A 26,126-nucleotide genomic window follows, 5' to 3' on the forward strand; every position below is an offset into this window, starting at 1 on the left:
GTACACGCATGACGGGTATCTGCCTGGCCTGCGGGAACATCGTCTCGCACCATCGAGTTGGAGCAGGTGTCGGCTCTTCAAGCCGGTTTTCCCCGCCGATGCAGGGGTGAGCCGAGGACGGATGTCGGCAGTTGGAATGAGCTGTCCCGCCCCGCGGGACTAGCATGCGGAAGGACAGGGCGGGGACCGACCCCGAACTGCCCGACCGCTCTGAGGAGCGATAAACGATGTTCGAGAGGTTCACCGACCGCGCGCGGCGGGTTGTCGTCCTGGCTCAGGAAGAAGCCCGGATGCTCAACCACAACTACATCGGCACCGAGCACATCCTCCTGGGCTTGATCCACGAGGGTGAGGGTGTCGCCGCTAAGGCCCTGGAGAGCCTCGGGATTTCGCTCGAGGCTGTTCGCCAGCAGGTTGAGGAGATCATCGGACAGGGGCAGCAGGCCCCTTCCGGCCACATCCCCTTCACCCCGCGGGCGAAGAAGGTCCTGGAGCTTTCGCTCCGAGAGGCCCTCCAGCTCGGCCACAACTACATCGGCACCGAGCACATCCTGCTCGGCCTGATCCGCGAGGGCGAGGGCGTCGCCGCCCAGGTCCTCGTGAAGCTGGGCGCCGATCTCAACCGAGTCCGGCAGCAGGTCATCCAGCTGCTCTCCGGCTACACCGGCGGGGGCAAGGAGTCGGCCACGGCCGGCGGCCCGGCCGAGGGCACGCCCTCGACCTCGCTCGTCCTGGACCAGTTCGGCCGCAACCTCACCCAGGCGGCCCGCGAATCCAAGCTCGACCCGGTCATCGGGCGCGAGAAGGAGATCGAGCGGGTCATGCAGGTGCTGTCCCGCCGTACGAAGAACAACCCGGTCCTCATCGGCGAGCCCGGCGTCGGCAAGACCGCCGTCGTCGAGGGCCTGGCGCAGGCGATCGTCAAGGGCGAGGTCCCCGAGACCCTCAAGGACAAGCACCTCTACACGCTTGACCTCGGCGCCCTGGTCGCCGGTTCCCGCTACCGCGGTGACTTCGAGGAGCGCCTGAAGAAGGTGCTCAAGGAGATCCGCACCCGCGGCGACATCATCCTGTTCATCGACGAGCTCCACACCCTCGTGGGTGCGGGCGCCGCCGAGGGCGCGATCGACGCCGCCAGCATCCTCAAGCCCATGCTGGCCCGTGGTGAGCTCCAGACCATCGGTGCCACGACGCTGGACGAGTACCGCAAGCACCTCGAGAAGGACGCGGCCCTCGAGCGCCGCTTCCAGCCGATCCAGGTGGCGGAGCCTTCCCTCCCCCACACGATCGAGATCCTCAAGGGCCTGCGCGACCGCTACGAGGCCCACCACCGCGTCTCCATCACGGACGAGGCCCTCGTCCAGGCGGCGACGCTGGCGGACCGGTACATCTCGGACCGCTTCCTCCCGGACAAGGCGATCGACCTGATCGACGAGGCCGGCTCCCGGATGCGCATCCGCCGGATGACCGCACCGCCGGACCTCCGCGAGTTCGACGAGAAGATCGCGGCCGTGCGCCGCGACAAGGAGTCGGCCATCGACTCCCAGGACTTCGAGAAGGCGGCCTCTCTCCGCGACAAGGAGAAGCAGCTGCTCGCGGGGAAGACCAAGCGCGAGAAGGAATGGAAGGCCGGCGACATGGACGTCGTCGCCGAGGTCGACGGCGAGCTCATCGCCGAAGTCCTCGCGACCGCGACCGGCATTCCCGTCTTCAAGCTCACCGAGGAGGAGTCCTCGCGACTGCTCCGCATGGAGGACGAGCTCCACCGTCGGGTCATCGGCCAGAAGGACGCCATCAAGGCGCTCTCCCAGGCGATCCGCCGTACCCGTGCGGGTCTGAAGGACCCGAAGCGCCCGGGTGGCTCGTTCATCTTCGCCGGCCCGTCCGGTGTCGGTAAGACCGAGCTCTCGAAGACGCTCGCCGAATTCCTCTTCGGTGACGAGGACGCGCTGATCTCCCTCGACATGTCGGAGTTCAGCGAGAAGCACACGGTTTCCCGTCTCTTCGGTTCGCCCCCCGGCTACGTGGGCTACGAAGAGGGCGGCCAGCTCACCGAGAAGGTGCGCCGGAAGCCGTTCTCCGTCGTCCTCTTCGACGAGGTCGAGAAGGCCCACCCGGATATCTTCAATTCCCTTCTCCAGATCCTGGAGGACGGTCGTCTGACCGACTCCCAGGGCCGGGTCGTGGACTTCAAGAACACGGTCATCATCATGACGACCAACCTGGGTACCCGGGACATCTCGAAGGGCTTCAACCTGGGCTTCGCGGCACAGGGTGACACCAAGACCGGCTACGAGCGGATGAAGGCGAAGGTCAACGAAGAGCTCAAGCAGCACTTCCGGCCCGAGTTCCTCAACCGTGTCGACGACACGGTCGTCTTCCACCAGCTCACCGAGGAAGACATCATCCAGATCGTCGACCTGATGATCGCGAAGGTCGACGAGCGCCTGAAGGACCGCGACATGGGCATCGAGCTGAGCGGTGACGCGAAGCTCCTGCTCGCCAAGCGCGGCTACGACCCGATCATGGGTGCCCGGCCGCTGCGCCGGACCATCCAGCGCGAGATCGAGGACCTGCTGTCGGAGAAGATCCTCTTCGGCGAGCTGCGTCCCGGTCAGATCGTGGTCGTCGGCAAGGAGGGTGAGGGCGACGACGCCAAGTTCACCTTCCGCGGCGAGGAGAAGTCGGCGCTGCCGGACCTCCCGCCGATCGAGGCCACGGGCTCCGGCCCGGACCTGTCGAAGGGCGCGTAGGCGCGACCGAGCACCAAAGGGGCGGCCCCGGGACTGAGAAGTCCCGGGGCCGCCCCTTTTTCCGTGGGTGCTCGCTACGCGTGGGTCACGCCGATGTGCGGCGGGAGGGCGCGGACGGCCGACTCGTCGAAGTTCCCGGACAGGGTCCGCAGGCCGGGGAAGACCGCGGGAATCCGTCGGGCGCCCTCCGGGCCCGTGCCCGGGCTGCGGGGCACGTGGAGCCGTTCCACCGAGGGCATGCACAGGCCGTCGGGGACGAGAGCGAGGGCCGCGGCCGGTACGGCCAGCTCGGTCAGCCCGGGGAGCAGGGCGAGCTCCTCCCACTCGGCGGGATGACGCGGGGCCCAGCACTCCCCGAGGGAGACGGACCGGAGACGGCGGTGCCGGGACAGCCCGACGGGTCCGGCGGCGTCGGGCGTCACCGAGTAGAGGTTGACGCTCTCCAGCTCCACGCCGGGGGCGAAGCCGTCCAGAGACCAGTTGGCGTGGGCGCCGCGGAGCACGAGGTCGCGCAGGGAGGCCCAGCCGGCGAGGACGGGCCCGAGGGGCAGGAGGTCGCCGCGCAGGTCGAGCACGGCCGTCCGGACCGGCAGTCCCGTCAACCCCGCCAGGTCCCGGATCCCGGAACAGTGGGAGACCTCCAGGGAATGCAGCGCGTCCTGGCCCTCCAGGAAGCGGAGGTGGGTGAGCAGGGGGTTGCCGCGCACGGCGAGGTACTCGGCCCGGACCGCGCCCAGATAGGCCGTGAGGGCCTCGCCCGACACATCGCCGACCACGTTCAGGTCCCGGCGGGGTGAGAACTCGGCCAGGGCGGCCAGCTCCGCGTCCGACACGACCGTCACGTTCTGGTCCGGGGGAAGCAGCGAGATGACCTCCGCGGCGTACCGGCGCGTCTCGAAGCGCGGCCAGAGCCTGGCCAGCTCCGCGCGGACCTCGTAGGACGGGTGGCCGCTGTAGCCGGCGAGGAAGGGGATGGCGAGCTCGGACAGCACCCCGCCCGCGGCCTGGACCGTGTGCACGGCCGCCGGGCCGGCGGGGATCTCCTCGGGCGGCGGGAGCAGTCCCAGGACCAGTGGCCCGATGCGCCCCAGCTCGCGCGCCGCACCCACGCTGGTGGGCGGGATCAGCCTGCCGGCCCGCCGCTCGACCTCGGCGCGCAGCGCGGGTGCCAGCTCGGCCGCGTACCCGAGGCAGGCCAGGGCGAGCAGGATCGACCGGTGCGAGTCGCGGGCCAGCAGGGTCTCGATGATCTCGCTGCGTTCGCGGGGGCGGCCCTGGGCCACCGCCATGGCGATGACATCCTCCCACTGGTCGTCCTCCGCGTGCGCGGTCAGCTCGCCCAGGCTGCCCTCGTCCAGGGCCGCCCGCGCCCCCAGGAAGTCCTGGAAGGTCCGGTGGACGAACTCCACCGTGTCCGCCGTCGGGGCCCGCAGCAGGCCGGTGCGCTCCAGGAAGTGGCCGAAGACGGCCGGTGCGTCGCCGAGGGCGGCGGCGGCCGGTACGGCGGGCAGCGCGGCCGCGATCAGCGCCTCGGCCCGGGGCCGGTCCATCTCGGTGCGGCCGTTGCGGATCAGCCAGTACGCGAGCCGCTGGAGCAGCTGGAGCTGCGGCTCCTCGGCCAGCTCCGGCACGCGCAGGCCCCGCTCGCGGTCGCGGCGGTGGAGCAGCATCGACAGGGCGGCCGCATACAGCTCCTTGCGGCCCGAGGGGAGGAAGCCCCGGCGCTCCCGGTGCAGGGCGCAGATCATGCCGCAGAGCAGCGGATTGGTGGCCAGGCGGGCCAGGTCCGGCTTCCTGCGTACGGAGTCCAGCAGCTGCTCCCCGTACTGCCGCGGGGCGTCATCGGCCGCGAGGTGCCAGCGCTCGATGAAGGCCCGTACGTTCGCCGTGCTCATCGGGGCCAGGGTCACCTCGGTGAACTCCTCGCCCGCGAGCCAGTCCTGCCGGACCGCGGAGGGGCGGGAGGTCACCAGCCAGCGGTTGCCGGGATAGGCGGTGATCAGGTCGGTGAGCCAGTCCCGGGCGGGCTCCCGTTCGGCCTCGGGGATCTCGTCGATGCCGTCGACCAGCAGCAGGGCGCGCCCGTCGCGCAGGACCCGGCCCTCCCAGCCCTCGGGGGCCTCACCGGCCAGTGGGGAGCCGGCGAGGAAGTCGCGGGGGGCGGGGAGCCGCTCGCCGTGCCGGGTCAGGGTGCGCAGCGGGAGGACGTACGGGACGAGCCCGTCGCCGCGGTCCCGGGCGGCGGTGACGGCCAGCCACTGGATGAGGGTGGTCTTGCCGGATCCGGCCTCGCCGCGCAGCAGGACGCGGGGGTGCTCGGCCAGCAGTCGGGCGGTGGGCAGGGAGGAGGGGGCGGGGAGCCCGCCGGCCCCGCCGGAGGCCCCGGCCCCGGCTCCGGGGGTGGTGGAGACCTCCAGGCTCACGTACGCCGCGTCCAGCGGCCAGCGGGCGGATCCGGGGGCGAGGTCCAGGCCGAAGATGGTGAGGGCACTGTGCCGCCGGGCCAGGTAGGACAGGTAGCGGGCCTCGAAGGCGGCGTCGCGGCCGTCCTGGCGGGGGATCCGGGTGAGCAGCTCGTCGACCTTGGCGATGGTGTCGGCGTGCAGCCGGCTCTGTTCGACCAGGGTCGCGGCCACGAAGGTGGAGCGCTGCGTGAAGAAGTTCAGGATGTGCAGGCAGGCCAGGTCCACCAGGCGGGCGTGGAAGAGCTCGGCGTCCCGGGAGAGCCCCGGGTGCGGGGCGGCGGCCCGGAGCGCGCGGGCGAAGGCCTGCGGGCCGAGGCGTACGGCTTCCACGTCGGAGAGGGTGAGGTCGCCGAGCGCGTGCAGGGTCGCGGCGAGGGCCGCGGCCACGCCGGCCTCCTCGCCGGGCGGGAGCGGCCGTTCCCCGGGGGCCCGCAGGGCCTCCCGCACCAGGCGGTCGGCGAGCCTGCGCAGGTCGGCCGCGCCCAGGCCGCGCTGCTCGCGCCAGGCCACGTAGGAGGCGATCCGCACGGGCCGGTCCACCAGCCCCGCGCCCGCCCCCTCCCCCTGTAAGAGCTTCTTGACGAGGGGGCCCACGACCCCCGAGGCCAGCCGGATCCCGATCACCGATGCGTCCACGTCGCCGGAGCGTAGTGCGGGTTGCTCGCCGATGGTCCCGAACGGGCCGGTCGAAGGTCCCCCGCCGGTGACAAGCCGCACAGAACAAAACGGACGTACTAGGTGGATTCGTAGATCCAAAAGGCCTTCGTGAGGGACCTTCGCCCCAGCGGGGAGGCCGTCAACCGGCCACATCACACCCACCCGGCTACGAGCCCCGGTAGTAATCGGGACATTTGGGGAAGTCCCCGGCCCCGGGTTACCAAAGGTGAGCCAACCCGGCACACGTTCCAGCGTGCCGGGTCACTTCATGCCCGTGTCGGGTGTGAACCGCCCTTGTCCCCGGCCCCGGAGGTCTGCACATGTCCGCGAAGCGCGTCAGCACCCGTCGTACCCGTATCGCCGTCGGCACCACCGCTCTCGGTGCGGTGCTGGCCCTGGGGGCCGGGACGACCGCCGCGTTCGCCGACACCGCGCAGACGGCCCTCACCGGTACCGCCGAGCTGGTCGCCCAGCAGGCCACCGCCCAGGCCGGTGCCGCCGCCGCGGCCGCCAAGGCCCAGGCGAAGCCCGCCGCGAAGACCGCCTCGAAGACCGGTCTGTGGGACAAGCCGCTGGAGAAGTACACGCTGTCCGCGACCTTCGGCAAGGGCGGCAGCATGTGGTCGCACAAGCACTCCGGCCAGGACTTCGCCGTTCCGGTCGGCACCTCGGTCAAGTCCGCGGCCGCCGGCGTCGTCGTCAAGGCCGGCCCGAACGGCGGCGGCGACGGCCCCGCGTACGGCAACGCCATCGTGATCAAGCACGCGAACAACACGTACTCGCAGTACGCGCACCTCTCGAAGATCCAGGTCAAGATCGGCCAGAAGGTCGGCGCCTCCCAGCGCATCGCGCTGTCCGGCAACACCGGCAACTCCAGCGGCCCGCACCTGCACTTCGAGATCCGCACCACCCCGAACTACGGCTCGGCCGTCAACCCGGTGGCCTTCCTGCGCACCGTCGGCGTCAGCATCTGATCGCCACCTGATCAGCGCCTGATCACCGTCTGACCCGGCCGGTCCCCGTGACCGGCCCCACGACCCGGCCCGGCCGGCTGCTCAGGTGAGCAGCCAGGCGTGGGCCGGCTTCGTTTCCGGACCGAGCTTGCCCTCCTTGTACGCGGCGGCCTGCTCCGGAGTGAAGGCCGTCTCGTAGAACTTGATGTTGTGCAGGGCGCCCTGCCAGGCGCCGGTCCAGATGTTGTGGTGCTTGGAACGGCCCAGCTGGAGCGGACCGGGGGCCTGCCAGATGGGCGGGACCTGGGTGGTCTCCCCGGCCTTCTTGCCCTCGACGTAGAGGGCGATGGTCTTCTTCTCGGCGTCGTAGGTGGCCATCAGCATCGTCGGGGTCTTGAGCACGGTGGGCCCCTCGGCGGTCACGGTCCGCGTCGTCGCCGCGGCGCCCTTGTCGCCGGTCTGCACGCGGAAGATCCAGGCCTGCTTGCCGCCCACCTCGTTCACGCCCAGCTCGAAGGAGAACGACTCCCCGTCGCCCTGGCTGATGGCGATCCGCGAGCCCTTGGCGCCGGAGCTGTAGACGCGGGCCGTGACGGTGAAGCTCTTGCTCACGTCCACGACGGGCTCGGCGGACTGGGCGTACGAGTTCGCGTTGCCCTTCCCGACGATCTGGAACCGCTTGCCCAGCGGGCCGACCTGGAAGTCGGGGCCGAGCCGGATGCCGGTCTTGCCGTAGCTGTCGCGCAGCAGGGTCGCGTCGCCCTCGACGGTCGCGGTGTAGGCCGCGGGGGACTTCGAATCGACGGGCTCCGGCGAGGCGGACGTGGAGGGCTGGGCATCGGCCCCGCCCGGCCCGTCACCGCCGTCGCCCAGCAGGAAGAACGTTCCGCCGCCGGCCAGCAGCGCCAGTACGGTCACCCCGCCGCCCAGCATCCACCGCCGCTTCTTGCGCCGCTCGGCGGCGGACCGGTCGGCCATGGCCTCCCAGTCGGGCTGCGAGGACGAGGATATGAGCGGCTGGGCGGGCTGGGTCGGGGCCCATCCCGCCGAGGCGTCCTGCTGCTGGTACGGGTTCGGCTGCTGCCCCTGCTGTGGGTAGCCGTAGCCGTACCCTTCGCCACCGGCCGGGTATCCGTAGCCGCCCTGGTCGCCGCCGGCGCCCTGCCCGGGCTGGCCGGGCGGGAAGCCGTAGCCGCCGCCCTGCGCGGGCGGCCCCGGCGGGAACCCGTATCCGCCGCTCCCGGGGGCGGGCTCGGGCTGCGGGTTGCTCGGGGGATTCACGGCGTCGGTCATGCCAGGGATGCTAAAACACGACCCCCGTGCTCGTACCGCCCGGTACCGGTCCGACAGCCGCTGCGGCGTGCGCGGTGGTGGCGGGGGAGGCGCCTACGGCGGCCGGCGCGGTGACGATCATGAGGGGGACGAGGCGTCGGGTCCTGAGGGCGGTCATGGGCGGGGCTCCTTGGGCGCGTCGAGGCGTGCGGGCTGCGGATGCGGCGGGCGGGCCGTCCGGCCTCCTGCAGCGTCATCCCGGACTTCCATTGCGCCCCGAACCGGCGTGCACGTCACGGCACGGGAACTCGGGGCTTGACAGTCCGGCGGCCCGGCAGGATCCGAAAGAGACGGCCTAGCCCTGCGGCAGCTTGATCACCGGGAAGCTGCCCGTCGCCGTCGGCGCGTGTTCCGGCAGCCACAGGACCGCCACCGCGCCCGCTGCCGTGCCCTCGCGGTCGAAGCCGCCCGGGGCCGCCACGTTGCGGAAGGTCAGCCGGGCGCCCAGGACCCGGGCCTGGCCCTCCGCGATGGTCAGGCCCAGGCCGTGCCCCACGCCCGCGCGATCCGTCGACCCGGTGCGGAAGCGGCTCGGCCCCTCGCGCAGCAGTGCGTCCGGGAAGCCCGGCCCGTGGTCCCGCACCCGTACGACCCGGCCCTCGACGTCGACCTGGATCGGCGGCTGCCCGTACCGCGCCGCATTGGCCAGCAGGTTCCCCAGGATCCGCTCCAGCCGTCGCGGGTCGGTGCTGACGATCTCGTCCGCGACGACCCGTACGGTCGCCTCCGGCATCAGCGCCGTCACCCGCCGGCTGACGAACTCGCCCAGCGCCACGTCCTGCAGCTCCGCCCGCTCCGAGGCGCTGTCCAGCCGGGCCACCTCCAGCACGTCCTCGACCAGCGCGCGCAGCGCCTGCGCCCGGTCCCGGACCAGCTCGGTCGGCCGCCCCGGCGGCAGTAGCTCCGCCGCCGTGAGCAGGCCCGTCACCGGGGTACGCAGCTCGTGCGCGATGTCCGCCGTCACCCGCCGCTCGGCCTCCAGCCGCTGCTGCAGGGCGTCGGCCATGGCGTCCACGGCCCGCGCCAGGTCGTCGGTCTCGTCCCGTACGACGCCGCCGACCGCGTCCCGCACCCGTACGTCGGGATCACCGTGCGCCACCCGCTGCGCGGCGGCCGCGGCCTTGCGGAGCCTGCGCGAGATCTGTCCGCCGATGAGCACGCCGAGCGCGGATCCGCCGATCACGGCGGCGAGCCCGCCGACGACCAGCGCCCGGTCCAGGTCGGGGATCAGGTTGGCGCTCTCCCGGAACTGCGTGTGCAGCGACAGCACCTGCCCGTTCCCGAGCGGCACGGCCGCCCACACCTCGGGCAGCCCGTGCGGCCGCTCCTGGATGTAGGTCCCGCGCCGCCCCGACTGCGCCTTGTGCCGCAGCTCGGCGGGGAGCTCGGGGTCGTTGAGCTTGGCCCCCATCGGCGGCTTGCGCCCGGCCTCGGCGTTGCGGGAGATGAACTGCACGCGGTCCAGCTGGACCTCGCGCGCGCTCTCCAGCATGGACACGCGGGCAGCGCTGTGCACGACCAGGCTCAGGGCGATCGTGACGAGGGCGCCCACGGCGGCGATGGCGAGCGTGATCTTCCAGCGGATCCCCGTACGGAGGGTGAACCGTCTCATGCCTTGAGCTTGTATCCGAAGCCTCGGACCGTTTCGATCCGGTCCTGGCCGATCTTGGTGCGCAGCCGCTGTACGTGGACGTCGACGACGCGGGTGTCGCCGCCCCAGTCGTAGTCCCAGACCCGCTCCAGCAGGCGGTCGCGCGACAGTACGGTGCCGGGCGCCGAGGAGAACTCCAGCAGCAGCCGCATCTCGGTCGGCGTCAGCGCCACGGCGGCGCCCGCCCTGCGGACCTCCATGCCCTCGGTGTCCACCTCCAGGTCGCCGAAGGAGAGCACGCCGCGCTCCGGGTCCGCCGCGTCGTGGGCGGAGCCCGGTCCGCCGTTCTGCGGTCCGCCGGAGTGGTCGAAGCGGCGCAGTACGGCGCGGATCCGGGCCACGAGCACGGAGCCGTCGAAGGGCTTGGTGACGTAGTCGTCGGCGCCCGCCTCCAGGCCCAGCACCACGTCGATGGAGTCGGCGCGCGCCGACAGCATGATCACGGGGACGGTGGACTCGTCGCGGATGCGGCGGCACAGGCTCACGCCGTCCATGCCGGGGACCATCACGTCGAGCAGCGCGATGTCCGGCCGGTCGGCGCGGAAGGACTCCAGACCGGACAGGCCGTCGGGCATGGCCGTGACCACGAACCCGTCGCGTTCGAGCGCCAGGGTCGTGGCCTCACGGATGACGTCGTCGTCCTCCACGAACAGGACATGGGTCTCGGCCATGCGGAAGCCTCGCCTCGGTTCTTCTGTGCTCAGTTCTTCTGACTCGTGGCCGGGGCGGGCTGGAGACCGCCGTCGACCACGTTGCTGTACTCCGAGTGCACTCGGTCCTGCTCGGTGAACGCCTCTCCGTTCCAGCGGTACGTGATCACGTCCTCGCCCGACGGATAGGCGAGCGCGTCGCTCTTTCCGTAGACCTGCTTCGTGACCACCAGGTCGCCCCGGTCGATCTCCGCGTAGACGGGTGGCTGTTCGTCCGAGAACACATTCTCGTACGAGCCGCCGTCCGCCCGGTACACGTACGAGCCGCGGCCCAGGGCGTCGGCGCAGGACAGGACGTTGACGACGATGTCGACGGCGGGGCTGCCGGTGACCTTCCCGTAGCTCACGTCCACCGGGTACTCCTTGCCCGCGCAGGGCTTGAGGTCCCGTTTGATCTCGGCGCTGACCTTCGGGTCCGCCTTGAGCAGTGCGACGGGGTCGACCTTCTTGAACGGCCGGCCGGAAGCGGAGGCGGCGCCCGGGGAGGGATCGGAGGGGGTGGACGGGGCGACCGGGCTGGCTTTCGCGACCGCGTCGGAGCGGGCGGGGCCGCCGTCGCGCAGGCCGGTGCCGCCGGTCGCGCAACCGACCGCGAACACGGCAGTGCCGACGAGGACGACCGTCCCCGCCGACACGAGTACCAGCGATCTTCCGCCGGTCAGAACTTGGCCGTTCAGGCCGCGCACCGCTCACGCCCCTCGTACCGCATGGTGTGGTCACCGCGCTCCAGCGCCCGCATGTCCAGGTCCCGGCTCTCCAGTTCCTGCCGCAGGCGGGCCAGCGCGCGGTGCAGAGTGCTCTTCACCGTACCCGCAGACATTCCGAGCGCCGCGGCGGTCTCCTCGGTGCTCATCTGCTCCCAGTGTCGCAGCACGACCACGCTGCGCTGCTTGGGCGCGAGCACCTTGAGGATGTCCATCAGCAGGGCGCGGTCGGCGCGCTGGTCGGAGCCGTCCTCGACGGAGGCGTCGGGGAGCTGCTCGGTGGGGACCTCTTCGAGCTTGCGGGCGCGCCACCACTCGGTACGGGTGTTGATCATGACGCGCCGGAGGTAGGCGTCGGCCAGGGACTTGTCGGCGATGCCGTCCCAGCGGCCGTAGGTGCGCACGAGCGCGGTCTGCAGGAGGTCCTGGGCGTCGGTGGGGTCCGGGACCAGGCGCCGGGCGCTGCGCAGCAGCGCGTCCTGCCGGGTGCGTACGTACTCTTCGAATTCGAGTACCTCACCGTGCGCCATCTGAGACCGCCTCCGCTGCCGTCCACCGCTCATCCGCTGCCTTACGGATTCGAAGGTACGGAGGGCTTGTCACGGGCCTGTGCGAGCCAGCCTTCGGTGGGCGCACGGACACCCATAGGTTGTGTAACAGTGCCGTGAGCTGCGGTTTCCCGGCGAGAAGCGGAATGGTCGACTCAGTTTCAAGGTCGACTACGGGTGGTCGCGGAGCCGTCGCCGAGCGCTCTCCGGATGGCCATCCGAAGGTCACCCGGACCCCGCCCGGCGGCGGTTCCGGTCAGGTCTGCGGAAGCCGGTAGAAGCCGCCGTCGAGGGGTTCCACCAGCCCGTCGGAGACGAGCCCGTCCAGGGCCCGGGCCCGCTGCACCGGCTCGTCCCACACCGTGTCGAGCACGGCCTGCGGAACGGCGCCCACCGCCTCCCGGAGCACCGCGAGGAGCTTGCCGCGCACCTGCCGGTCGGTCCCGGCGTACGTCTGCCCGCGCCGCGGCGGCCCCTCGTGCGCCGGCTTCCCCGCGAGGCGCCACGCGCACAGCCCGGCCACCGGGCAGCGCGCGCAGTCGGGGCTCTTCGCGGTGCACACCAGCGCGCCGAGCTCCATCGAGGCCGCCGCCCAGCGCGCCGCCGTCGCCTCGTCCTCGGGCAGCAGGGCCCGGGCCAGGCGCCGCTCGGCGGCGGTGGTGGCGTTCGGCGGGTACTCGACCCCGGTGGCGGTGCGCGCGAAGACCCGCCGGACGTTCGTGTCGAGGACGGCGTGGCGCTGCCCGTACGCGAAGGAGGCCACGGCGGCCGCCGTGTACTCGCCGATCCCGGGCAGCGAGAGGAGCTGCGCGTGATCCCGCGGTACGTCGCCCCCGTGCCGCTCCGTTATGGCGACGGCCGCGCCGTGCAGCCGCAGGGCGCGGCGCGGGTAGCCGAGCCGCCCCCAGGCCCGTACGGCCTCGCCGGGGGCCTCGGTGGCCAGGTCCGCGGGGCGGGGCCACCGGGCGAGCCACTGCTCGTAGACCGGGAGGACCCGGCTGACCGGGGTCTGCTGGAGCATGAACTCGCTGACCATGACCCCCCAGGGGCCGGCCTCGGGGCGGCGCCAGGGCAGGTCGCGGGCGTGCTCGTCGAACCACGCGATGACGGGGGAGTGCAGCGCGTGGGAGGAGTCGGGGGATACGGCCTTGGCGGAAGCGGGGGATGCAGTCATGACAGACGGCATCCTGGCACGTTTCGGGCCCGCGCCGCCGGGCCCGGGCCGGTGAACCAGACGGCCGCGCGGACCCCGCTCGCCCGCAGGGCGGCGATGATCGTACTCATCGGACCGGCGAGCGCGAGGACGACGAGGGCGGCGACCGAACCGCCCAGCAGCAGGCCGATCGCCACGTCGTGCGGGTAGTGCACGCCGACGAAGACGCGGGAGAAGGCCATCAGCAGCGCGAGCGGCACGGTCAGCAGCGCGAGCCGGCGTACGGCCAGGGCCAGGGTCACGGCGGCGGCGCCCGCGAGGGCCGCGTGATTGCTGGGGAACGACCAGTCGCCCGGCGCCGGGCACGCGACCAGCGAGGCGGCGGCCCCGGCGACCGCGCGGCACGGCCGCTCCTCGTCCACGGCCGACTTCACCAGCTCCGAGGCCGCGTACGCGACGGCCGTGGCCGGCGGGGCGAGCACGGCGAGCGCGACCGGCCGGGGGCCGCCGCGGCCGCGCGAGCGCCACCAGACGGCCGCGAAGAGCACACCGAAGAGCAGGAGCCCGTAGGCCGTCCAGGCCTCGAACGCGGACTGCACCCATCCGGGGGCGGAACGGGCGGAATCGGTGATGTCGAGGTAGAGGCCGGAGCTGTGCATGGCTACCGAAGGTAGTCAAAGCGGCCTAATCGTCACATCAGACCTCTGGCTGGTTCCCGGCGGTTCCGCGTACTCCCGCAGGATGATCATCGGCAAATCGAGCCTGCTGCGCGGCATGTGGGGCACTGATCGGGCCCCGAACTCTCGTAAAGTTCCCTCCGTGGGATCTCTGCGCAATCCGGTCGGGCCGCTCCCCTCCTCCATCTACTGGCGACGGAGGGCTGTGCTGGCGTCCGTCGTCGCGCTCCTCGCGCTCCTCGCCGTATGGACCGTCAGTTCCGGTGGGGGGAAGACGAGTACGAACGGAAAGGGCCAGGGCGGCCCCGACCCCGTCGCCTCGATCACCCCCGGCCCGGCCGGTACGGGCCCCGCGATCAGCGCGGCCCCCGGCGGACGCACGGAGTCGGGCGGCGGAACCACCGGCGCCGAAGGCGGCGCGAGCGGCGGCGCGGGCAAGAACGGCGAGCCGGGCAGCGGCACGGCCGCGAGCGGCGGGTCCGGCTCGGGCGGTGGCGGCGCGGCGGCCGGGCCGGCGCAGGTCCCGGCGGACTCCCCGCTCCCCACGTGCGCGCCGGGTGCGCTGCAGTGGGAGGTCAAGAGCGTGAAGAACGAGTACGAGGCGAGCGAGAAGCCCAAGCTCGAACTGGTCGCCCGCAACACCTCCGGCACCACCTGCAAGGTCGACCTCGGCCCGAAGCAGGCGGTCCTGACCATCCTTCAGGCGAGCAGCAGCAAGGCGGTGTGGTCCTCGGCGGACTGCCCGGCGGGCGCGGGCAACGCCTTCTTCCGCCTGCCGGCGCAGGGGGAGACGAAGCAGTCGCTGGAATGGGACCGCAGGTTCAGCGCGGCCGACCAGTGCCAGGCGCCTCCGGCGGGGTCTGCGGCTCCCGACACCTACGTGGTCGAGGTCAAGTCCCCCGGCATGCCGGTCGCCCGAACCTCGTTCGTCCTGAAGCAGGACTAGCGCCTGCGGCGCCGCCGCGGGTCTTAGACGTAGCGCTCCAGGATCGAGGATTCCGCCAGGCGGGACAGGCCTTCGCGGACGCTGCGCGCACGCGCCTCGCCGACGCCGTCCACCGTCTGCAGGTCGTCGACGCTCGCGGCGAGCAGCTTCTGCAGCCCGCCGAAGTGCTCCACGAGGCGCTCGATGATCGCGCCCGGCAGCCTCGGCACCTTCGCCAGCAGCCGGTAGCCGCGGGGCGACACCGCCGAGTCCAGGGTCTCGGGCGAGCCCGTGTACCCCAGCGCCTTCGCCACGATCGCCAGTTCCAGCAGCTCCGGGTGGGTCAGCGCGTCCAGTTCAGCGAGTGCCTCGTCCACCGTGCGGGAACGCTTCGCCGTCGGCTCCGGCACGTAGTCCCGGATGACCAGCTCCCGCTCCTGCTCGATGCCCACCGTCAGCTCGTCCAGCTGCAGCGACAGCAGTCGTCCGTCCGTGCCCAGTTCGACCACGTACTCGGCGATCTCGGTCGCGATCCGGCGGACCATTTCCAGCCGCTGTGCGACCGCCGTCACGTCGCGGACCGTGACCAGGTCCTCGATCTCCAGCGCCGACAGCGTGCCCGCGACCTCGTCGAGGCGCAGCTTGTACCGCTCCAGCGTGGCCAGCGCCTGGTTCGCGCGCGACAGGATCGCCCCGGACTCCTCCAGGACCCGTCGCTCGCCGTCCACGTACAGCGCGATCAGCCGCATCGACTGCGAGACGGAGACCACCGGGAAGCCGCACTGCTTGGAGACGCGGTCCGCGGTGCGGTGCCGGGTGCCCGTCTCCTCCGTGTGGATCGACGCGTCCGGCACCAGCTGCACACCGGCCCGCAGGATCTTGGTGATGTCCTTGTCGAGGATGAGCGCGCCGTCGAGCTTGCACAGCTCCCGCAGCCGGGTCGCGGTGAACTCCACGTCGAGGACGAAACCGCCGGTGCACATGGCCTCGACGGACTTGTCCATGCCGAGGACGATGAGCCCGCCGGTGTTGCCGCGGACGATCCGTTCCAAGCCGTCACGCAGGGGCTGACCAGGTGCGACCGCGCTCAGCGAGGCGCGCATCATGGCCTCCTGCTTGGAGCTCGCGCCCGACTTGCCGGATGCTGCTGCCCCGTCCTTGGCTGCCACTGCACTCCTCCGGTCGCGGGTTGCGCCGCCCCGCGCCGCGGGCACGAGGACGTGCGTACGGCCGGGCGGACCAGCCCAAAGTCTACCGGCGCGCGCTGCGGCCCCGCCGTGGCTTGGCCAGGTACGGCTTGCGGGGGCCCCGTACGGACCCCCTGACCAGGGCCGCTGCCCCGTCAGTCGGTGGCCCGCTCCTTGGCCGGCGTACGGGAGCGCCCGCGCGGCAGCACCCGGAGCGCATCGCCCATGTCGGCCACCTCGATCACCTTCATCCCGGCCGGGACCTTCCCCGGATCCGCCGGGACCAGCGCGTGCGTGAAGCCGAGCCGGTGCGCCTCGGCGAGGCGCCGCTGGACGCCGGTCACCCGCCGCACCTCGCCGGCCAGACCGACCTCGCCGATCGCCACGAGGTTCTTCGGGAGCGGTACGTCGCTGGCGGCGGAGGCCAGGGCGAGCGCGATGGCGAGGTCGGCGGCCGGCTCGGTCAGCTTCACCCCGCCGACGGTCGCGCTGTAGATGTCGCGCTTGCCGAGCGCCGTGATCCGGCCGCGCTGCTCCAGCACCGCCAGCATCATCGACACGCGCGAGGTCTCCAGGCCCGAGGTGGTGCGCCGGGGGGAGGGGATCTGCGAGTCGACGGTGAGCGCCTGCACCTCGGCGACCAGCGGACGCTTGCCCTCCAGCGTCACGGTCAGGCAGGTGCCCGGGACGGCCTCGGCGCGCCGGGTCAGGAACAGCCCGCTCGGGTCGGCGAGCCCGGTGATCCCCTCGTCGTGCAGTTCGAAGCAGCCGACCTCGTCGGTGGCGCCGTACCGGTTCTTGATGCCGCGCACCAGCCGCAGCCGCGCGTGCCGGTCGCCCTCGAAGCTCAGGACGACGTCGACGAGGTGCTCCAGCAGCCGGGGGCCGGCGATGGCCCCGTCCTTGGTCACGTGGCCGACGAGGAGGGTGGACATCCCGCGTTCCTTGGAGGCCCGGATCAGTGCCCCGGCCACCTCGCGGACCTGGGCCATGCCGCCGGGCGCGCCGTCGATCTCGGGGGAGGCGACGGTCTGCACGGAGTCCAGGATCAGCAGGGAGGGCTTCACGGCGTCGAGGTGCCCGAGCACGGCGGACAGGTCGGTCTCGGCGGCCAGGTAGAGGTGATCGCTGAGGGCGTTGATCCGGTCGGCGCGCAGCCGCACCTGGCCGGCCGACTCCTCGCCCGTCACGTACAGCGTGCGGTGCTCGTCGCTGGCCGCCTTCGCCGCGACGTCCAGCAGCAGCGTCGACTTCCCGACGCCGGGCTCGCCGGCGAGCAGCACCACGGCGCCGGGGACGAGGCCGCCGCCGAGGACGCGGTCCAGCTCGTCCACGCCGGTGCTGCGGGCGGTCGCCGTCCGGCCGTCGACCTGCGCGATCGGCAGCGCGGGCGCGGAGACCCGCCCGGCGGCGGTGGTCCGCACGGCGGGTGCGCCGCCCATCTCCTCGACGGTCCCCCAGGCCTGGCACTCGGGGCAGCGCCCGAGCCACTTCGCGGTGGTGTACCCGCACTCGGAGCAGCGGTAGGACGGCCGGTCCTTGGCGGATGAACGAGCGGTGCGGGCAGCCATGCCGCTCACGGTAGCCGCCCGCACCGACAACGCGGTGGGAGGGCTCCGGAGGCGGCCGGAGCCCTCCCACGTCAGGGGCCACGTCAGCGGACCACCGATCTGTTCACCCGTAAGGGCTAAAAGTGGGGAAGGCTTCCAGGGCGCCACCGGCGTGCCGCCTACGGTCGCCAGGTGAACAGCAGCAACCAGGCACTCCCCTCAGCGCACACCGGCGCACACCGGGCGCACGGGCGCACGCACAGCGAGGGGGAGCAGCCGCCCCCCTTCCGGCACGAGCCTTACCTGGACGGTCTGTTCACGTACTGCCTGTCGGTCCTGTGCGACCACGACACCGCCACCGACGTGCTGGGTGACGTCCTCGCCGTGGCCGAGCGGCACCCCGGCCGCTGCCCCGACGAGGGGGACCGGCGGGCCTGGCTCTACGCGCTCGCCCGCTGGGGCTGTCTGCGCCGGCTGGCAGAGCAACGGCGCACCCGGCAGGGAGCGCATTCCGCCCGGCGTGCGCCGGAGCACACCGAGCGCAACCGTGCGCTGGGCGGTGCCACGGACCCGGGGACCGTCCCCGACGCCGGACGCGCCCCGGACGCCCACCGGCTCGTTGACGTGCACGCCTACCGCCGCACCGAACTGGCCCGGCTCGCCTGGCCCGAGGCCGCCGGCACCACGCCCGCCCAGCGCGAGGCCCTCGAACTCGCCGTCCGCCACCGCCTCGGCGTCCCCGAGCTCGCCGCCGTCCTCGGCACGCCCCCGGCCACCGCCCGCGAGCTCCTGTCCGGCGCCGCCTGCGAGGTGGAGCGCACCCGCGCCGCGCTCGCCGTCGTGGAGACCGGGAACTGCTCCGCCGTCTCCCTGCTCACGGGCGACGACGGAGACGGTGAAGGCGACGGCAACGTGCTGCTGTCCAGCACCCTGCGCGCCGAACTCGTCCGGCACGTCGACGACTGCCCCCGGTGCCGCCGCGTCGCCGAACGCGTGGGCGTCGGCGCCCCCTGGCCCGGCTCCGGCGGCATCAACACCGCCGCCCTCCCGCTCGTACCCGCCCCCCGCACCGCCGTCCACGCGGCGATGCTCCGCTCAGGCCGGGGCCGCGGCCGCAGGCCCGGCCCGCGCTTCACCAGCACCGGCTTCCCGATGGACCCCAGGGACCGCGCCGCCCGCCGCGACCGGCTGCGCGCCCGCGCGGTGACCACGACCGTCGTCGCCACCGTCGTCGCCGCCCCGGTGCTGGCGCTGTGGGCGGCGTACCGCGGCGCCCCCAGCACGGGCGAGCCCGTCGGCGGCGACTCCACCCGCATCTCCGCCAGCGAGTCCGAACTCCCGACGGCACGCACCGACGGCCGCCCGCTGACGGCGTACGAGAACACCGGCAACGCCGCCAGCACCACCGGCGGCCCCGGCTTCGCCCAGAGCAGTGACGATTCCGACGTCTCCGTCGAGGTGATCAGCACCGGCCCGCCGGCCGGAGCCGACCGCGCCGGAGCCCACGCCGGCCACCTCTCCGTCGCCGCGTCCTCCCGCGGCTCCCTCACGCTGCTCACCCTCACCGCCTCCGGCGGCGCCCCGGTGGACTGGCGGCTCTGGTCCGACGCGCCGTGGCTGCGCGCGAGCCGGACCGCGGGCACGCTGGCCCCCGGAGAATCGGTCACCCTACGGATCGCCGTGGACCCCGAGGCCCAGCCCGTGGGCGCCTGGACGGCCCGGGTCGGGGTCGATCCGAGCGGTGCGGTGGTCTCCATCCAGGGCCGCGGCCGCCCGGCGGCGACCCCGACGCCCACGCCGGACCCGGCGCAGCCCTCGCCCCCGTCGCCGACCCCGGACCCGACGCAGCCGCCCACGCCGGCCCCCACGCCCACGGAGCCGACGATCCCGCCGCCGGACCCGACGCCCACGCCGACCGCGACGCCGCCGGACGGCTCAGGCGGAACGGTTTCCCCCGGGCCGGACCCGGGCCCGTCGGGCTCTTCGGGTTAAGCCCCCGGCCCTTCGACCGGGTCCGCCGGGTGCGGGGCCATCGGCAGCAGGGACGCCAGCCGCGCCTCGCACAGCTTCACGAGCGCCTCGTACCCCTCCTTGCCCATCAGCTCCGTCAGCTCGGCGCGGTACGACACGTACACCGGGTCCCCGGCGCCGTGCGCGGAGGTGGCCGACGTGCACCACCAGTGCAGGTCGTGGCCGCCGGGACCCCAGCCGCGGCGGTCGTACTCACCGATCGACACCTGGAGCACGCGGGTGTCGTCGGGCCGTTCGATCCAGTCGTACGTCCGGCGGATCGGCAGCTGCCAGCAGACGTCGGGCTTGGTCTCCAGCGGTTCCTGGCCGCTCTTCAGCGCCAGGATGTGCAGCGAGCACCCGGCCCCGGCGGGGAACCCCGGCCGGTTCAGGAAGATGCACGCGCCGTCCCAGCGACGGGTCTGCTTCTCCCCGTCGTCGTCGTGCTGGGTCCAGCCGCTTTCGCTGCCGACGTCGTGGAACTGCCACAGCTCGGGCGTCAGCCGGGCCACGTGCTGCGCGACGCGCTTCTCGTCGTCCTCGTCGGAGAAGTGCGCGCCGAGCGTGCAGCAGCCGTCGTCCGCCCGGCCCGCCTGGATGCCCTGGCAGCCGCTGCCGAAGATGCAGGTCCAGCGGGAGGTCAGCCAGGTCAGGTCGCAGCGGAAGACCTGCTCGTCGTCGGCGGGATCGGGGAACTCCACCCAGGCCCGGGGGAAGTCGAGGCCCTTCTCGTCGGAGACGACGGGGGGCTTGCCCTTGCCGTTCCGGGCGCCGCCGCCCTTGCTTGCGGCGTTCTTGCCCTTGGCGGTGTTCTTGGCGGTGTCCTTGGCAGGGTCCTTGCCCGTGTCCTTCTGCGACCGGGTCTTGTTGGCCTTCTTCGTATTTGGCACAAACCCAAGCCTAAGCGCCCCTTACACAACCCCCGAGCGTTCCTCGCAGTAGCGTTTCCCCCTATGAGACTCGGTGTCCTTGATGTGGGTTCGAACACGGTCCATCTGCTGGTGGTGGACGCGCACCCCGGCGCGCGCCCGCAGCCGGCGCACTCGCACAAGGTGGAAATGCGGCTGGCGGAGCTCCTCGACGAGGGCGGCGCCGTCACTCCCGACGGCGTGGAGCGCCTCGTCTCGGTGATCTCCGACGCGGTCCAGGCCGCCGAGGACAAGGGGTGCGAGGACGTCCTCCCCTTCGCGACCAGTGCCGTACGGGAGGCCACGAACGCGGACGAGGTCCTCGCGCGGATCAAGGCCGAGGCGGGCGTCGACCTGCCGGTGCTGAGCGGCGAGGACGAGGCCCGGCTGACGTTCCTCGCGGCCCGCCGCTGGTTCGGCTGGTCCGCCGGGAAGCTGCTGGTCCTGGACATCGGCGGCGGCTCGCTGGAGATCGCGTACGGCATCGACGAGGACCCGGACGCGGCCGTCTCGCTGCCGCTGGGCGCCGGCCGCCTCACCTCGGGCTGGCTCCCGGGCGACCCGCCGGACGCGCTGGACATCCGGGCGCTACGGCGGCACGTGCGGGCGGAGATCGCCCGCACGGTCGGCGAGTTCCGCCGCTTCGGCACGCCGGACCACGTGGTGGCGACGTCGAAGACCTTCAAGCAGCTGGCGCGCATCGCGGGCGCGGCCCGCTCGGCGGAGGGTCTGTACGTCCAGCGGGACCTGAGCCGCAAGTCCCTGGAGGAATGGGTCCCGCGCCTGGCGGCGATGACCACGGCCCAGCGCGCGGCCCTCCCGGGTGTCTCGGAGGGCCGCTCGAACCAGCTCCTGGCGGGCGCGCTCGTCGCGGAGGCCACGATGGACCTCTTCGGCGTCGACGAGCTGGAGATCTGCCCCTGGGCCCTGCGCGAGGGCGTGATCCTCCGCAGGCTGGACCACATGCCGACGGGATCGTAGGACCGGCCCCGGCCCCGGCCCGAGCCCGAGCCCGGGGCCGGACAGGTCAGCGCAGCCGGAGCGCGCTCGTCACGCCGGCGTGGTCGGACGGCCACAGCCCCGAGGGGGTGCGGTCGGCCGGGGTCGCGCCCACCAGGTCGGCCGTCAGCGCGTTGATCCTGCCGCGGAAGAGCACGTAGTCGATGCGCTGGGTGAGGCCGGAGGCGGCGTTGCGCAGCTCGGGGGCCCGGCAGCAGGTGAAGCCGGGGCTGCGGGGGCGGTGCCGGTTGGCGGTCCAGACGTCCTGGAAGCCGGCGGCCAGGAGGCGGTCGTAGCTGCGGGTGGCGGTCGCCGGCGTCGCGCCGACCCCGCCGGCCGCCGAGTTGAGGTCCCCGAGCAGCACGGTGGGGAGCTTGGTGTCCAGCGGGCCCGCGAGCAGTTCGGCGGCCTGGGCTTCCTGCACGGCGGGGGCGGCGGGTTCGAGACGGGTGCTCACCACCCGGGCGGCGCGGCCGCGGAGCGTGACGTCGGCCGAGACCCAGCCGCGCTCGATCTTCAGGGCCGGACCGGCCGGGCAGCCCAGCGCGGGCCGGCAGACGGGCACGTGGTCGCGGAACCGGGCGGCCTGCGCGTGGGCCACGGAGAAGGCGCGCGCGGGCAGGTCGGTGCGGGCCAGGAGCACGTCGCGGTCGGTGAGGCGGATGTCCTGGAGGCCGCCGGGCGTGGAGCGGGGGGCCTCGAAGTCGCTGCCGACGGTCACGCTCGCGACGGCGGCGTAGTGCTTGCCGCGGGCGGCGAGCTCGTCGAGGAGGATCCGCAGGAAGTCGTACTCGACGTGGGTGGCGCCGCCCGGCCCGGCCGGGGTCTGGCTGCGCCACAGCACCGCTTCCTGGAGGCCCACGAGGTGGGGCTCGCTCTCGGCGATCTCGTCGGCCAGTGCCTCGGCGCGCTCCGTGAAGTCCGTCGCCCGGACGTTCGCCCACACCGTGGTCACCGCGGCGACGAGCTCCTGCGGGGTGGTGGCGGCGAGGACGGGTGCGAGGTCGGCGCCCAGGTGGAGGTTGCGGGTCGCGACCCGCAAGGGGGTCCGGCCCCCCTCGGCGGCCGAGGCCGTGCCGAGCGATCCGGGGGCGAGCAGCGCGAGCGCGCACAGGGCGGATGTGAGCCAACGGCGAGTCATGCGGGCAGCCCTCTCGGTGAAAAGCGGGCGAACACCCGCATCTTGGCCGAAACCTAAGACGGTTGACGGTGCGTCGCGATCCAGCTGTGGGCCGGGCGGCCTACGGGGTGTCCTGTCGATCGGCCCGGACCGGCCCCGGGTGGCGGCCGTCACGTACCGGGCGGGCGTCGGCCCCGTACCCTGTCTCCGTGGCAGAACCAGTCCGCGTCCCGACCGCGAAAGTCGCCCTCTCCACCGCCTCCGTGTATCCGGAGTCGACGGCGACCGCCTTCGAGATCGCCGCGCGCCTCGGGTACGACGGCGTGGAGGTCATGGTCTGGACGGACCCGGTCAGTCAGGACGTCGACGCCCTGCGCCGGCTGTCGGACCACCACCAGGTGCCGATCCTCGCCGTGCACGCGCCGTGTCTGCTGATCACCCAGCGCGTGTGGTCCACCGACCCGTGGACCAAGCTGCAGCGGGCGCAGGCGGCGGCCGAGCGGCTCGGCGCGTCCACCGTCGTCGTGCACCCGCCGTTCCGGTGGCAGCGCCAGTACGCGCGGGACTTCGTCACCGGCATCTGGCGGATGGCCGACGAGACGGACGTCCGGTTCGCCGTGGAGAACATGTACCCCTGGCGCTACCGCGACCGCGAGATGCTCGCGTACGCACCCGAGTGGGACGTGACGAAGGACGACTACCGGCACTTCACCGTCGACCTCTCGCACACCGCCACCGCCCGTACGGACGCCACCGCGATGATCGACCGGATGGGCGAGCGGCTCGCGCACGTCCACCTCGCCGACGGAAACGGTTCGGCGAAGGACGAGCACCTGGTCCCCGGGCGCGGTACGCAGCCCTGCGCCGAGCTGCTGGAGCGGCTCGCCCGGACCTCGTTCGACGGCCATGTGGTGATCGAGGTGAACACGCGGCGGGCGATGTCCTCCGCCGAGCGCGAGGCCGACCTCGCCGAGGCGCTGGCCTTCACGCGGCTGCACCTCGCCACCGCCACCCGGGACAGGGCGCGACGGGCATGACCACGGGAGCGGAGAAGCCGCGCCGCCGCGGGCCCGGCCGGCCGCGGCAGGACGAGGCCGACGACGGGCCCGGCACCCAGGAGCGGATCCGGCTGGCCGCCCGCGAGGTGTTCGCCGAGCGCGGGTACGACAAGACGTCCGTGCGCGGCGTCGCGAAGGTGGCGGGGGTCGACCCGGCGCTGGTCCACCACTACTTCGGCAGCAAGGACGACCTCTTCGCCGCCGCCATCGAGGTCAGCATCGAGCCCGCCATGGTGGTCCCCGCGATCATCGGAGAGGGCCCGGAGGGCATCGGCGAGCGCCTCGCCCGCTACTTCCTCGGCGTCTGGGAGAACCCCGTCACCCGGGCCCCGCTGCTCGCCGTGATCCGCTCCGCCCTCACCCACGAGGCCGCCGCGAAGGTGCTGCGCGAGCTGGTGCTGCGGCGGGTCCTGGAGCGGGTCGCCGCCGACCTCGACGTGCCCGACCCGACCTTCCGCGCCGAGCTCGCCGCCTCCCACATGGTCGGCATCGCGATCCTGCGCTACGTCGTCCGGGTCGAGCCCCTCGCCTCCGCGGACGCGGAGGACATCGTGGCGCTCGTGGCCCCCACACTGCAGCGGTACCTGACCGAGGAGTGAGCCTGTCGTCCCGTCATGCGGACGCGGCGTCCGGATCGCGGGCGGTGGGCGTAGCCTCGTATCTGAGCCATATCCGCAGTCGCGGCTGACCGTACAGCCGCACTCATGGGGAGTGAAACCGCATGCCCGAGCTGAGGTCCCGCACCGTCACCCACGGCCGCAACATGGCAGGCGCTCGTGCGCTGATGCGCGCGTCGGGCGTAGCGAGCGAGGACATCGGCAAGCCGATCATCGCGGTCGCCAACTCCTTCACCGAGTTCGTGCCGGGCCACACCCACCTCGCCCCCGTCGGCCGGATCGTCTCCGACGCCATCCGCGCCGCCGGTGCCATCCCGCGCGAGTTCAACACGATCGCGGTCGACGACGGCATCGCCATGGGCCACGGCGGCATGCTGTACTCCCTGCCCTCCCGCGACCTGATCGCGGACTCGGTCGAGTACATGGTCGAGGCGCACTGCGCCGACGCCCTGATCTGCATCTCCAACTGCGACAAGATCACCCCGGGCATGCTGATGGCCGCCATGCGCCTCAACATCCCCGTCGTCTTCGTCTCCGGCGGCCCGATGGAGGCCGGCCAGGCCATCCTCGTCGACGGCACCGTCCGCAAGCTCGACCTGATCGACGCCATGGTCGACGCCGCCAACGAGAACGTCTCCGACGAGGACGTGCTGCGCATCGAGGAGAACGCCTGCCCCACCTGCGGCTCCTGTAGCGGCATGTTCACCGCCAACTCGATGAACTGCCTCGCCGAGGCCATCGGCCTCGCCCTCCCCGGCAACGGCTCGGTCCTCGCCACGCACACCGCCCGCCGCGCCCTGTACGAGGACGCCGGCCGCACGGTCGTCGAGATCACCAAGCGGTACTACGAGGACGGCGACGAGTCGGTCCTGCCGCGCAACATCGCCACCCGCGAGGCCTTCGAGAACGCCATGGCCCTCGACATCGCGATGGGCGGCTCCACGAACACGATCCTCCACCTCCTCGCCGCCGCCCAGGAGGCGGGCCTGGAGTACGACCTCACCGACATCGACGCCGTCTCCCGCCGCGTCCCGTGCCTGGCCAAGGTCGCCCCGAACGTGGCGCCCGGCGGCACGTACTACATGGAGGACATCCACCGGGCCGGCGGCATCCCCGCCATCCTCGGCGAGCTGCACCGCGGCGGCCTCCTCAACAAGGACGTCACCACGGTCCACTCGGAGGGCCTGGAGGACTGGCTCGCCCAGTGGGACGCCCGCTCCGGCACGGCCTCCGGCACCGCCATGGAGCTGTGGCACGCGGCTCCCGGCTGCAAGCGCTCCGCCACCGCCTTCTCCCAGTCCGAGCGCTGGGACACCCTCGACCTCGACGCCGAGGGCGGCTGCATCCGCTCCGTGCAGCACGCGTACTCCAAGGACGGCGGCCTCGCCGTCCTGCGCGGCAACATCGCCGTCGACGGCTGCGTCGTCAAGACGGCCGGCGTCGACGAGTCGATCTGGACCTTCGAGGGCCCGGCGGTCGTCTGCGAGTCCCAGGACGAGGCCGTCGACAAGATCCTGCGCAAGGAGATCAAGGCCGGCGACGTCGTCGTCATCCGCTACGAGGGCCCGCGCGGCGGCCCCGGCATGCAGGAGATGCTCTACCCGACCTCCTTCCTCAAGGGCCGCGGCCTCGGCAAGGTCTGCGCCCTCGTGACCGACGGCCGCTTCTCCGGCGGCACCTCGGGCCTGTCCATCGGCCACGCCTCCCCGGAGGCGGCCTCGGGCGGCGACATCGCCGTCGTCGAGGACGGCGACCGCATCCGCATCGACATCCCGAACCGCTCCATCGAGCTCCTCGTCCCCGAAGCGGAGCTGGCGGCCCGCCACCAGGCCCTCGGCGGCATCTACGCCCCGAAGAACCGCGAGCGCAAGGTCTCCGCGGCCCTGCGCGCCTACGCCGCCATGGCCACCAGCGCTGACAAGGGCGCGGTCCGCGACGTCACCCTCCTGGGCTGACACCGACGTACATCACGTACATCGACGTACATCGACTGACCCCGTCGGGGGCCCCCCCCCCCCCCCCGCGGGGGGGGCGCCGCGCCCCCCCCCCCCCCCCCCCCCCCCCCCCCCCCCCCCCCCCCCCCCCCCCGGCCCGCGCCCCCCCCCCCCCCCCCCCCCCCCCGGGGAAAAAAAAAAAACCCCCCCCCAAA

Annotated in this window: 21 protein-coding genes; 8 read left to right on the plus strand and 13 right to left on the minus strand. The window is 73.0% G+C overall.

The genetic code is table 11. The annotated features are described in order from the left end of the window. Positions 1–227: 227 nt before the first annotated feature. A complete protein-coding gene (locus tag ACFYZ4_RS29945; protein WP_351587361.1) occupies positions 228–2,753 on the plus strand; it encodes an ATP-dependent Clp protease ATP-binding subunit in 2,526 nt (841 codons plus the stop codon). Positions 2,754–2,827: 74 nt separating this feature from the next. Here ACFYZ4_RS29945 and ACFYZ4_RS29950 read toward each other — a convergent pair whose 3' ends face one another. Then, positions 2,828–5,854 (minus strand): NACHT domain-containing protein, encoded by a 3,027-nt coding sequence (locus ACFYZ4_RS29950; RefSeq protein ID WP_390785316.1) that lies wholly within the window; start codon positions 5,852–5,854, stop codon positions 2,828–2,830. A gap of 341 nt (positions 5,855–6,195) precedes the next feature. On the opposite strand from ACFYZ4_RS29950, the gene ACFYZ4_RS29955 reads away from it, so the two are divergent. After that, the gene (locus ACFYZ4_RS29955) at positions 6,196–6,849 is read left to right on the plus strand and encodes a M23 family metallopeptidase (RefSeq protein ID WP_351299096.1); all 654 of its coding nucleotides are present in this window, start codon (positions 6,196–6,198) and stop codon (positions 6,847–6,849) included. Between the two features lie 81 nt (positions 6,850–6,930). Here the strand turns inward: ACFYZ4_RS29955 and ACFYZ4_RS29960 are convergent, their stop codons facing one another. The 8 genes from ACFYZ4_RS29960 to ACFYZ4_RS29995 form a co-directional block, all read right to left on the minus strand. Then, the gene (locus tag ACFYZ4_RS29960; protein WP_390785317.1) at positions 6,931–8,121 is read right to left on the minus strand and encodes a LamG-like jellyroll fold domain-containing protein; all 1,191 of its coding nucleotides are present in this window, start codon (positions 8,119–8,121) and stop codon (positions 6,931–6,933) included. Positions 8,122–8,131: 10 nt separating this feature from the next. Next, positions 8,132–8,278 carry a hypothetical protein gene (locus ACFYZ4_RS29965; protein ID WP_351299090.1) on the minus strand — a complete coding sequence of 49 codons (147 nt, stop codon included), beginning with the start codon at positions 8,276–8,278 and terminating at the stop codon, positions 8,132–8,134. Between the two features lie 177 nt (positions 8,279–8,455). Next, positions 8,456–9,772, minus strand: coding sequence for a two-component system sensor histidine kinase CseC (gene cseC, locus ACFYZ4_RS29970; protein WP_351299087.1), 1,317 nt, complete (start codon positions 9,770–9,772; stop codon positions 8,456–8,458). Beyond that, positions 9,769–10,482: a two-component system response regulator CseB gene (gene cseB, locus ACFYZ4_RS29975; protein WP_351299085.1), complete on the minus strand. Its 714-nt coding sequence runs from the start codon at positions 10,480–10,482 to the stop codon at positions 9,769–9,771. Before cseB ends, cseC begins: the two co-directional genes overlap by 4 nt. Positions 10,483–10,511: 29 nt before the next feature. Then, a complete protein-coding gene (locus ACFYZ4_RS29980) occupies positions 10,512–11,207 on the minus strand; it encodes a hypothetical protein (protein WP_390785318.1) in 696 nt (231 codons plus the stop codon). Continuing rightward, positions 11,195–11,755: a SigE family RNA polymerase sigma factor gene (locus tag ACFYZ4_RS29985; RefSeq protein WP_319727094.1), complete on the minus strand. Its 561-nt coding sequence runs from the start codon at positions 11,753–11,755 to the stop codon at positions 11,195–11,197. The genes ACFYZ4_RS29980 and ACFYZ4_RS29985 overlap by 13 nt, the downstream gene beginning before the upstream one ends. 274 nt (positions 11,756–12,029) lie before the next feature. Further along, positions 12,030–12,947 carry an A/G-specific adenine glycosylase gene (locus ACFYZ4_RS29990; protein ID WP_351299082.1) on the minus strand — a complete coding sequence of 306 codons (918 nt, stop codon included), beginning with the start codon at positions 12,945–12,947 and terminating at the stop codon, positions 12,030–12,032. After that, complete coding sequence (locus ACFYZ4_RS29995) at positions 12,944–13,585, minus strand: phosphatase PAP2 family protein (RefSeq protein ID WP_390785319.1); 642 nt, start codon at positions 13,583–13,585, stop codon at positions 12,944–12,946. Before ACFYZ4_RS29995 ends, ACFYZ4_RS29990 begins: the two co-directional genes overlap by 4 nt. Positions 13,586–13,745: 160 nt before the next feature. Between ACFYZ4_RS29995 and ACFYZ4_RS30000 the strand changes: the two genes are divergently transcribed. Continuing rightward, the gene (locus tag ACFYZ4_RS30000; protein WP_351299076.1) at positions 13,746–14,549 is read left to right on the plus strand and encodes a hypothetical protein; all 804 of its coding nucleotides are present in this window, start codon (positions 13,746–13,748) and stop codon (positions 14,547–14,549) included. A gap of 23 nt (positions 14,550–14,572) precedes the next feature. Here the strand turns inward: ACFYZ4_RS30000 and disA are convergent, their stop codons facing one another. After that, positions 14,573–15,697, minus strand: a complete 1,125-nt coding sequence (gene disA / locus ACFYZ4_RS30005; RefSeq protein WP_266936016.1) for a DNA integrity scanning diadenylate cyclase DisA — start codon at positions 15,695–15,697, stop codon at positions 14,573–14,575. A gap of 173 nt (positions 15,698–15,870) precedes the next feature. Beyond that, the gene (gene radA, locus ACFYZ4_RS30010) at positions 15,871–17,286 is read right to left on the minus strand and encodes a DNA repair protein RadA (protein WP_351299072.1); all 1,416 of its coding nucleotides are present in this window, start codon (positions 17,284–17,286) and stop codon (positions 15,871–15,873) included. Positions 17,287–17,457: 171 nt separating this feature from the next. Here radA and ACFYZ4_RS30015 point away from each other — a divergent pair, with 171 nt between their 5' ends. Beyond that, positions 17,458–19,257: a hypothetical protein gene (locus ACFYZ4_RS30015; protein ID WP_390785320.1), complete on the plus strand. Its 1,800-nt coding sequence runs from the start codon at positions 17,458–17,460 to the stop codon at positions 19,255–19,257. On the opposite strand, the gene ACFYZ4_RS30020 is transcribed toward ACFYZ4_RS30015, so the two are convergent. Further along, positions 19,254–20,165: a hypothetical protein gene (locus ACFYZ4_RS30020; RefSeq protein ID WP_390785321.1), complete on the minus strand. Its 912-nt coding sequence runs from the start codon at positions 20,163–20,165 to the stop codon at positions 19,254–19,256. The two genes, ACFYZ4_RS30015 and ACFYZ4_RS30020, sit on opposite strands and share 4 nt — an antisense overlap. A 63-nt stretch (positions 20,166–20,228) precedes the next feature. On the opposite strand from ACFYZ4_RS30020, the gene ACFYZ4_RS30025 reads away from it, so the two are divergent. Beyond that, positions 20,229–21,164 carry a Ppx/GppA family phosphatase gene (locus tag ACFYZ4_RS30025; RefSeq protein WP_390785322.1) on the plus strand — a complete coding sequence of 312 codons (936 nt, stop codon included), beginning with the start codon at positions 20,229–20,231 and terminating at the stop codon, positions 21,162–21,164. A gap of 46 nt (positions 21,165–21,210) precedes the next feature. On the opposite strand, the gene ACFYZ4_RS30030 is transcribed toward ACFYZ4_RS30025, so the two are convergent. Beyond that, the gene (locus ACFYZ4_RS30030) at positions 21,211–22,323 is read right to left on the minus strand and encodes an endonuclease/exonuclease/phosphatase family protein (RefSeq protein WP_351299060.1); all 1,113 of its coding nucleotides are present in this window, start codon (positions 22,321–22,323) and stop codon (positions 21,211–21,213) included. 188 nt (positions 22,324–22,511) lie between these two features. On the opposite strand from ACFYZ4_RS30030, the gene ACFYZ4_RS30035 reads away from it, so the two are divergent. From ACFYZ4_RS30035 to ilvD, 3 genes are all read left to right on the plus strand, one after another. Continuing rightward, entirely contained in the window at positions 22,512–23,339 is an 828-nt protein-coding gene (locus ACFYZ4_RS30035; RefSeq protein WP_351299057.1) for a sugar phosphate isomerase/epimerase, read from the plus strand. Beyond that, positions 23,336–23,959 (plus strand): TetR family transcriptional regulator, encoded by a 624-nt coding sequence (locus tag ACFYZ4_RS30040; protein WP_351299054.1) that lies wholly within the window; start codon positions 23,336–23,338, stop codon positions 23,957–23,959. Before ACFYZ4_RS30035 ends, ACFYZ4_RS30040 begins: the two co-directional genes overlap by 4 nt. A 122-nt stretch (positions 23,960–24,081) precedes the next feature. Then, positions 24,082–25,932 (plus strand): dihydroxy-acid dehydratase, encoded by a 1,851-nt coding sequence (gene ilvD / locus ACFYZ4_RS30045; protein ID WP_390785323.1) that lies wholly within the window; start codon positions 24,082–24,084, stop codon positions 25,930–25,932. Positions 25,933–26,126: the final 194 nt, after the last annotated feature.

Origin of the sequence: Streptomyces sp. NPDC001513, assembly GCF_042894695.1 — a bacterium.
Taxonomy (GTDB): Bacteria; Actinomycetota; Actinomycetes; order Streptomycetales; family Streptomycetaceae; genus Streptomyces.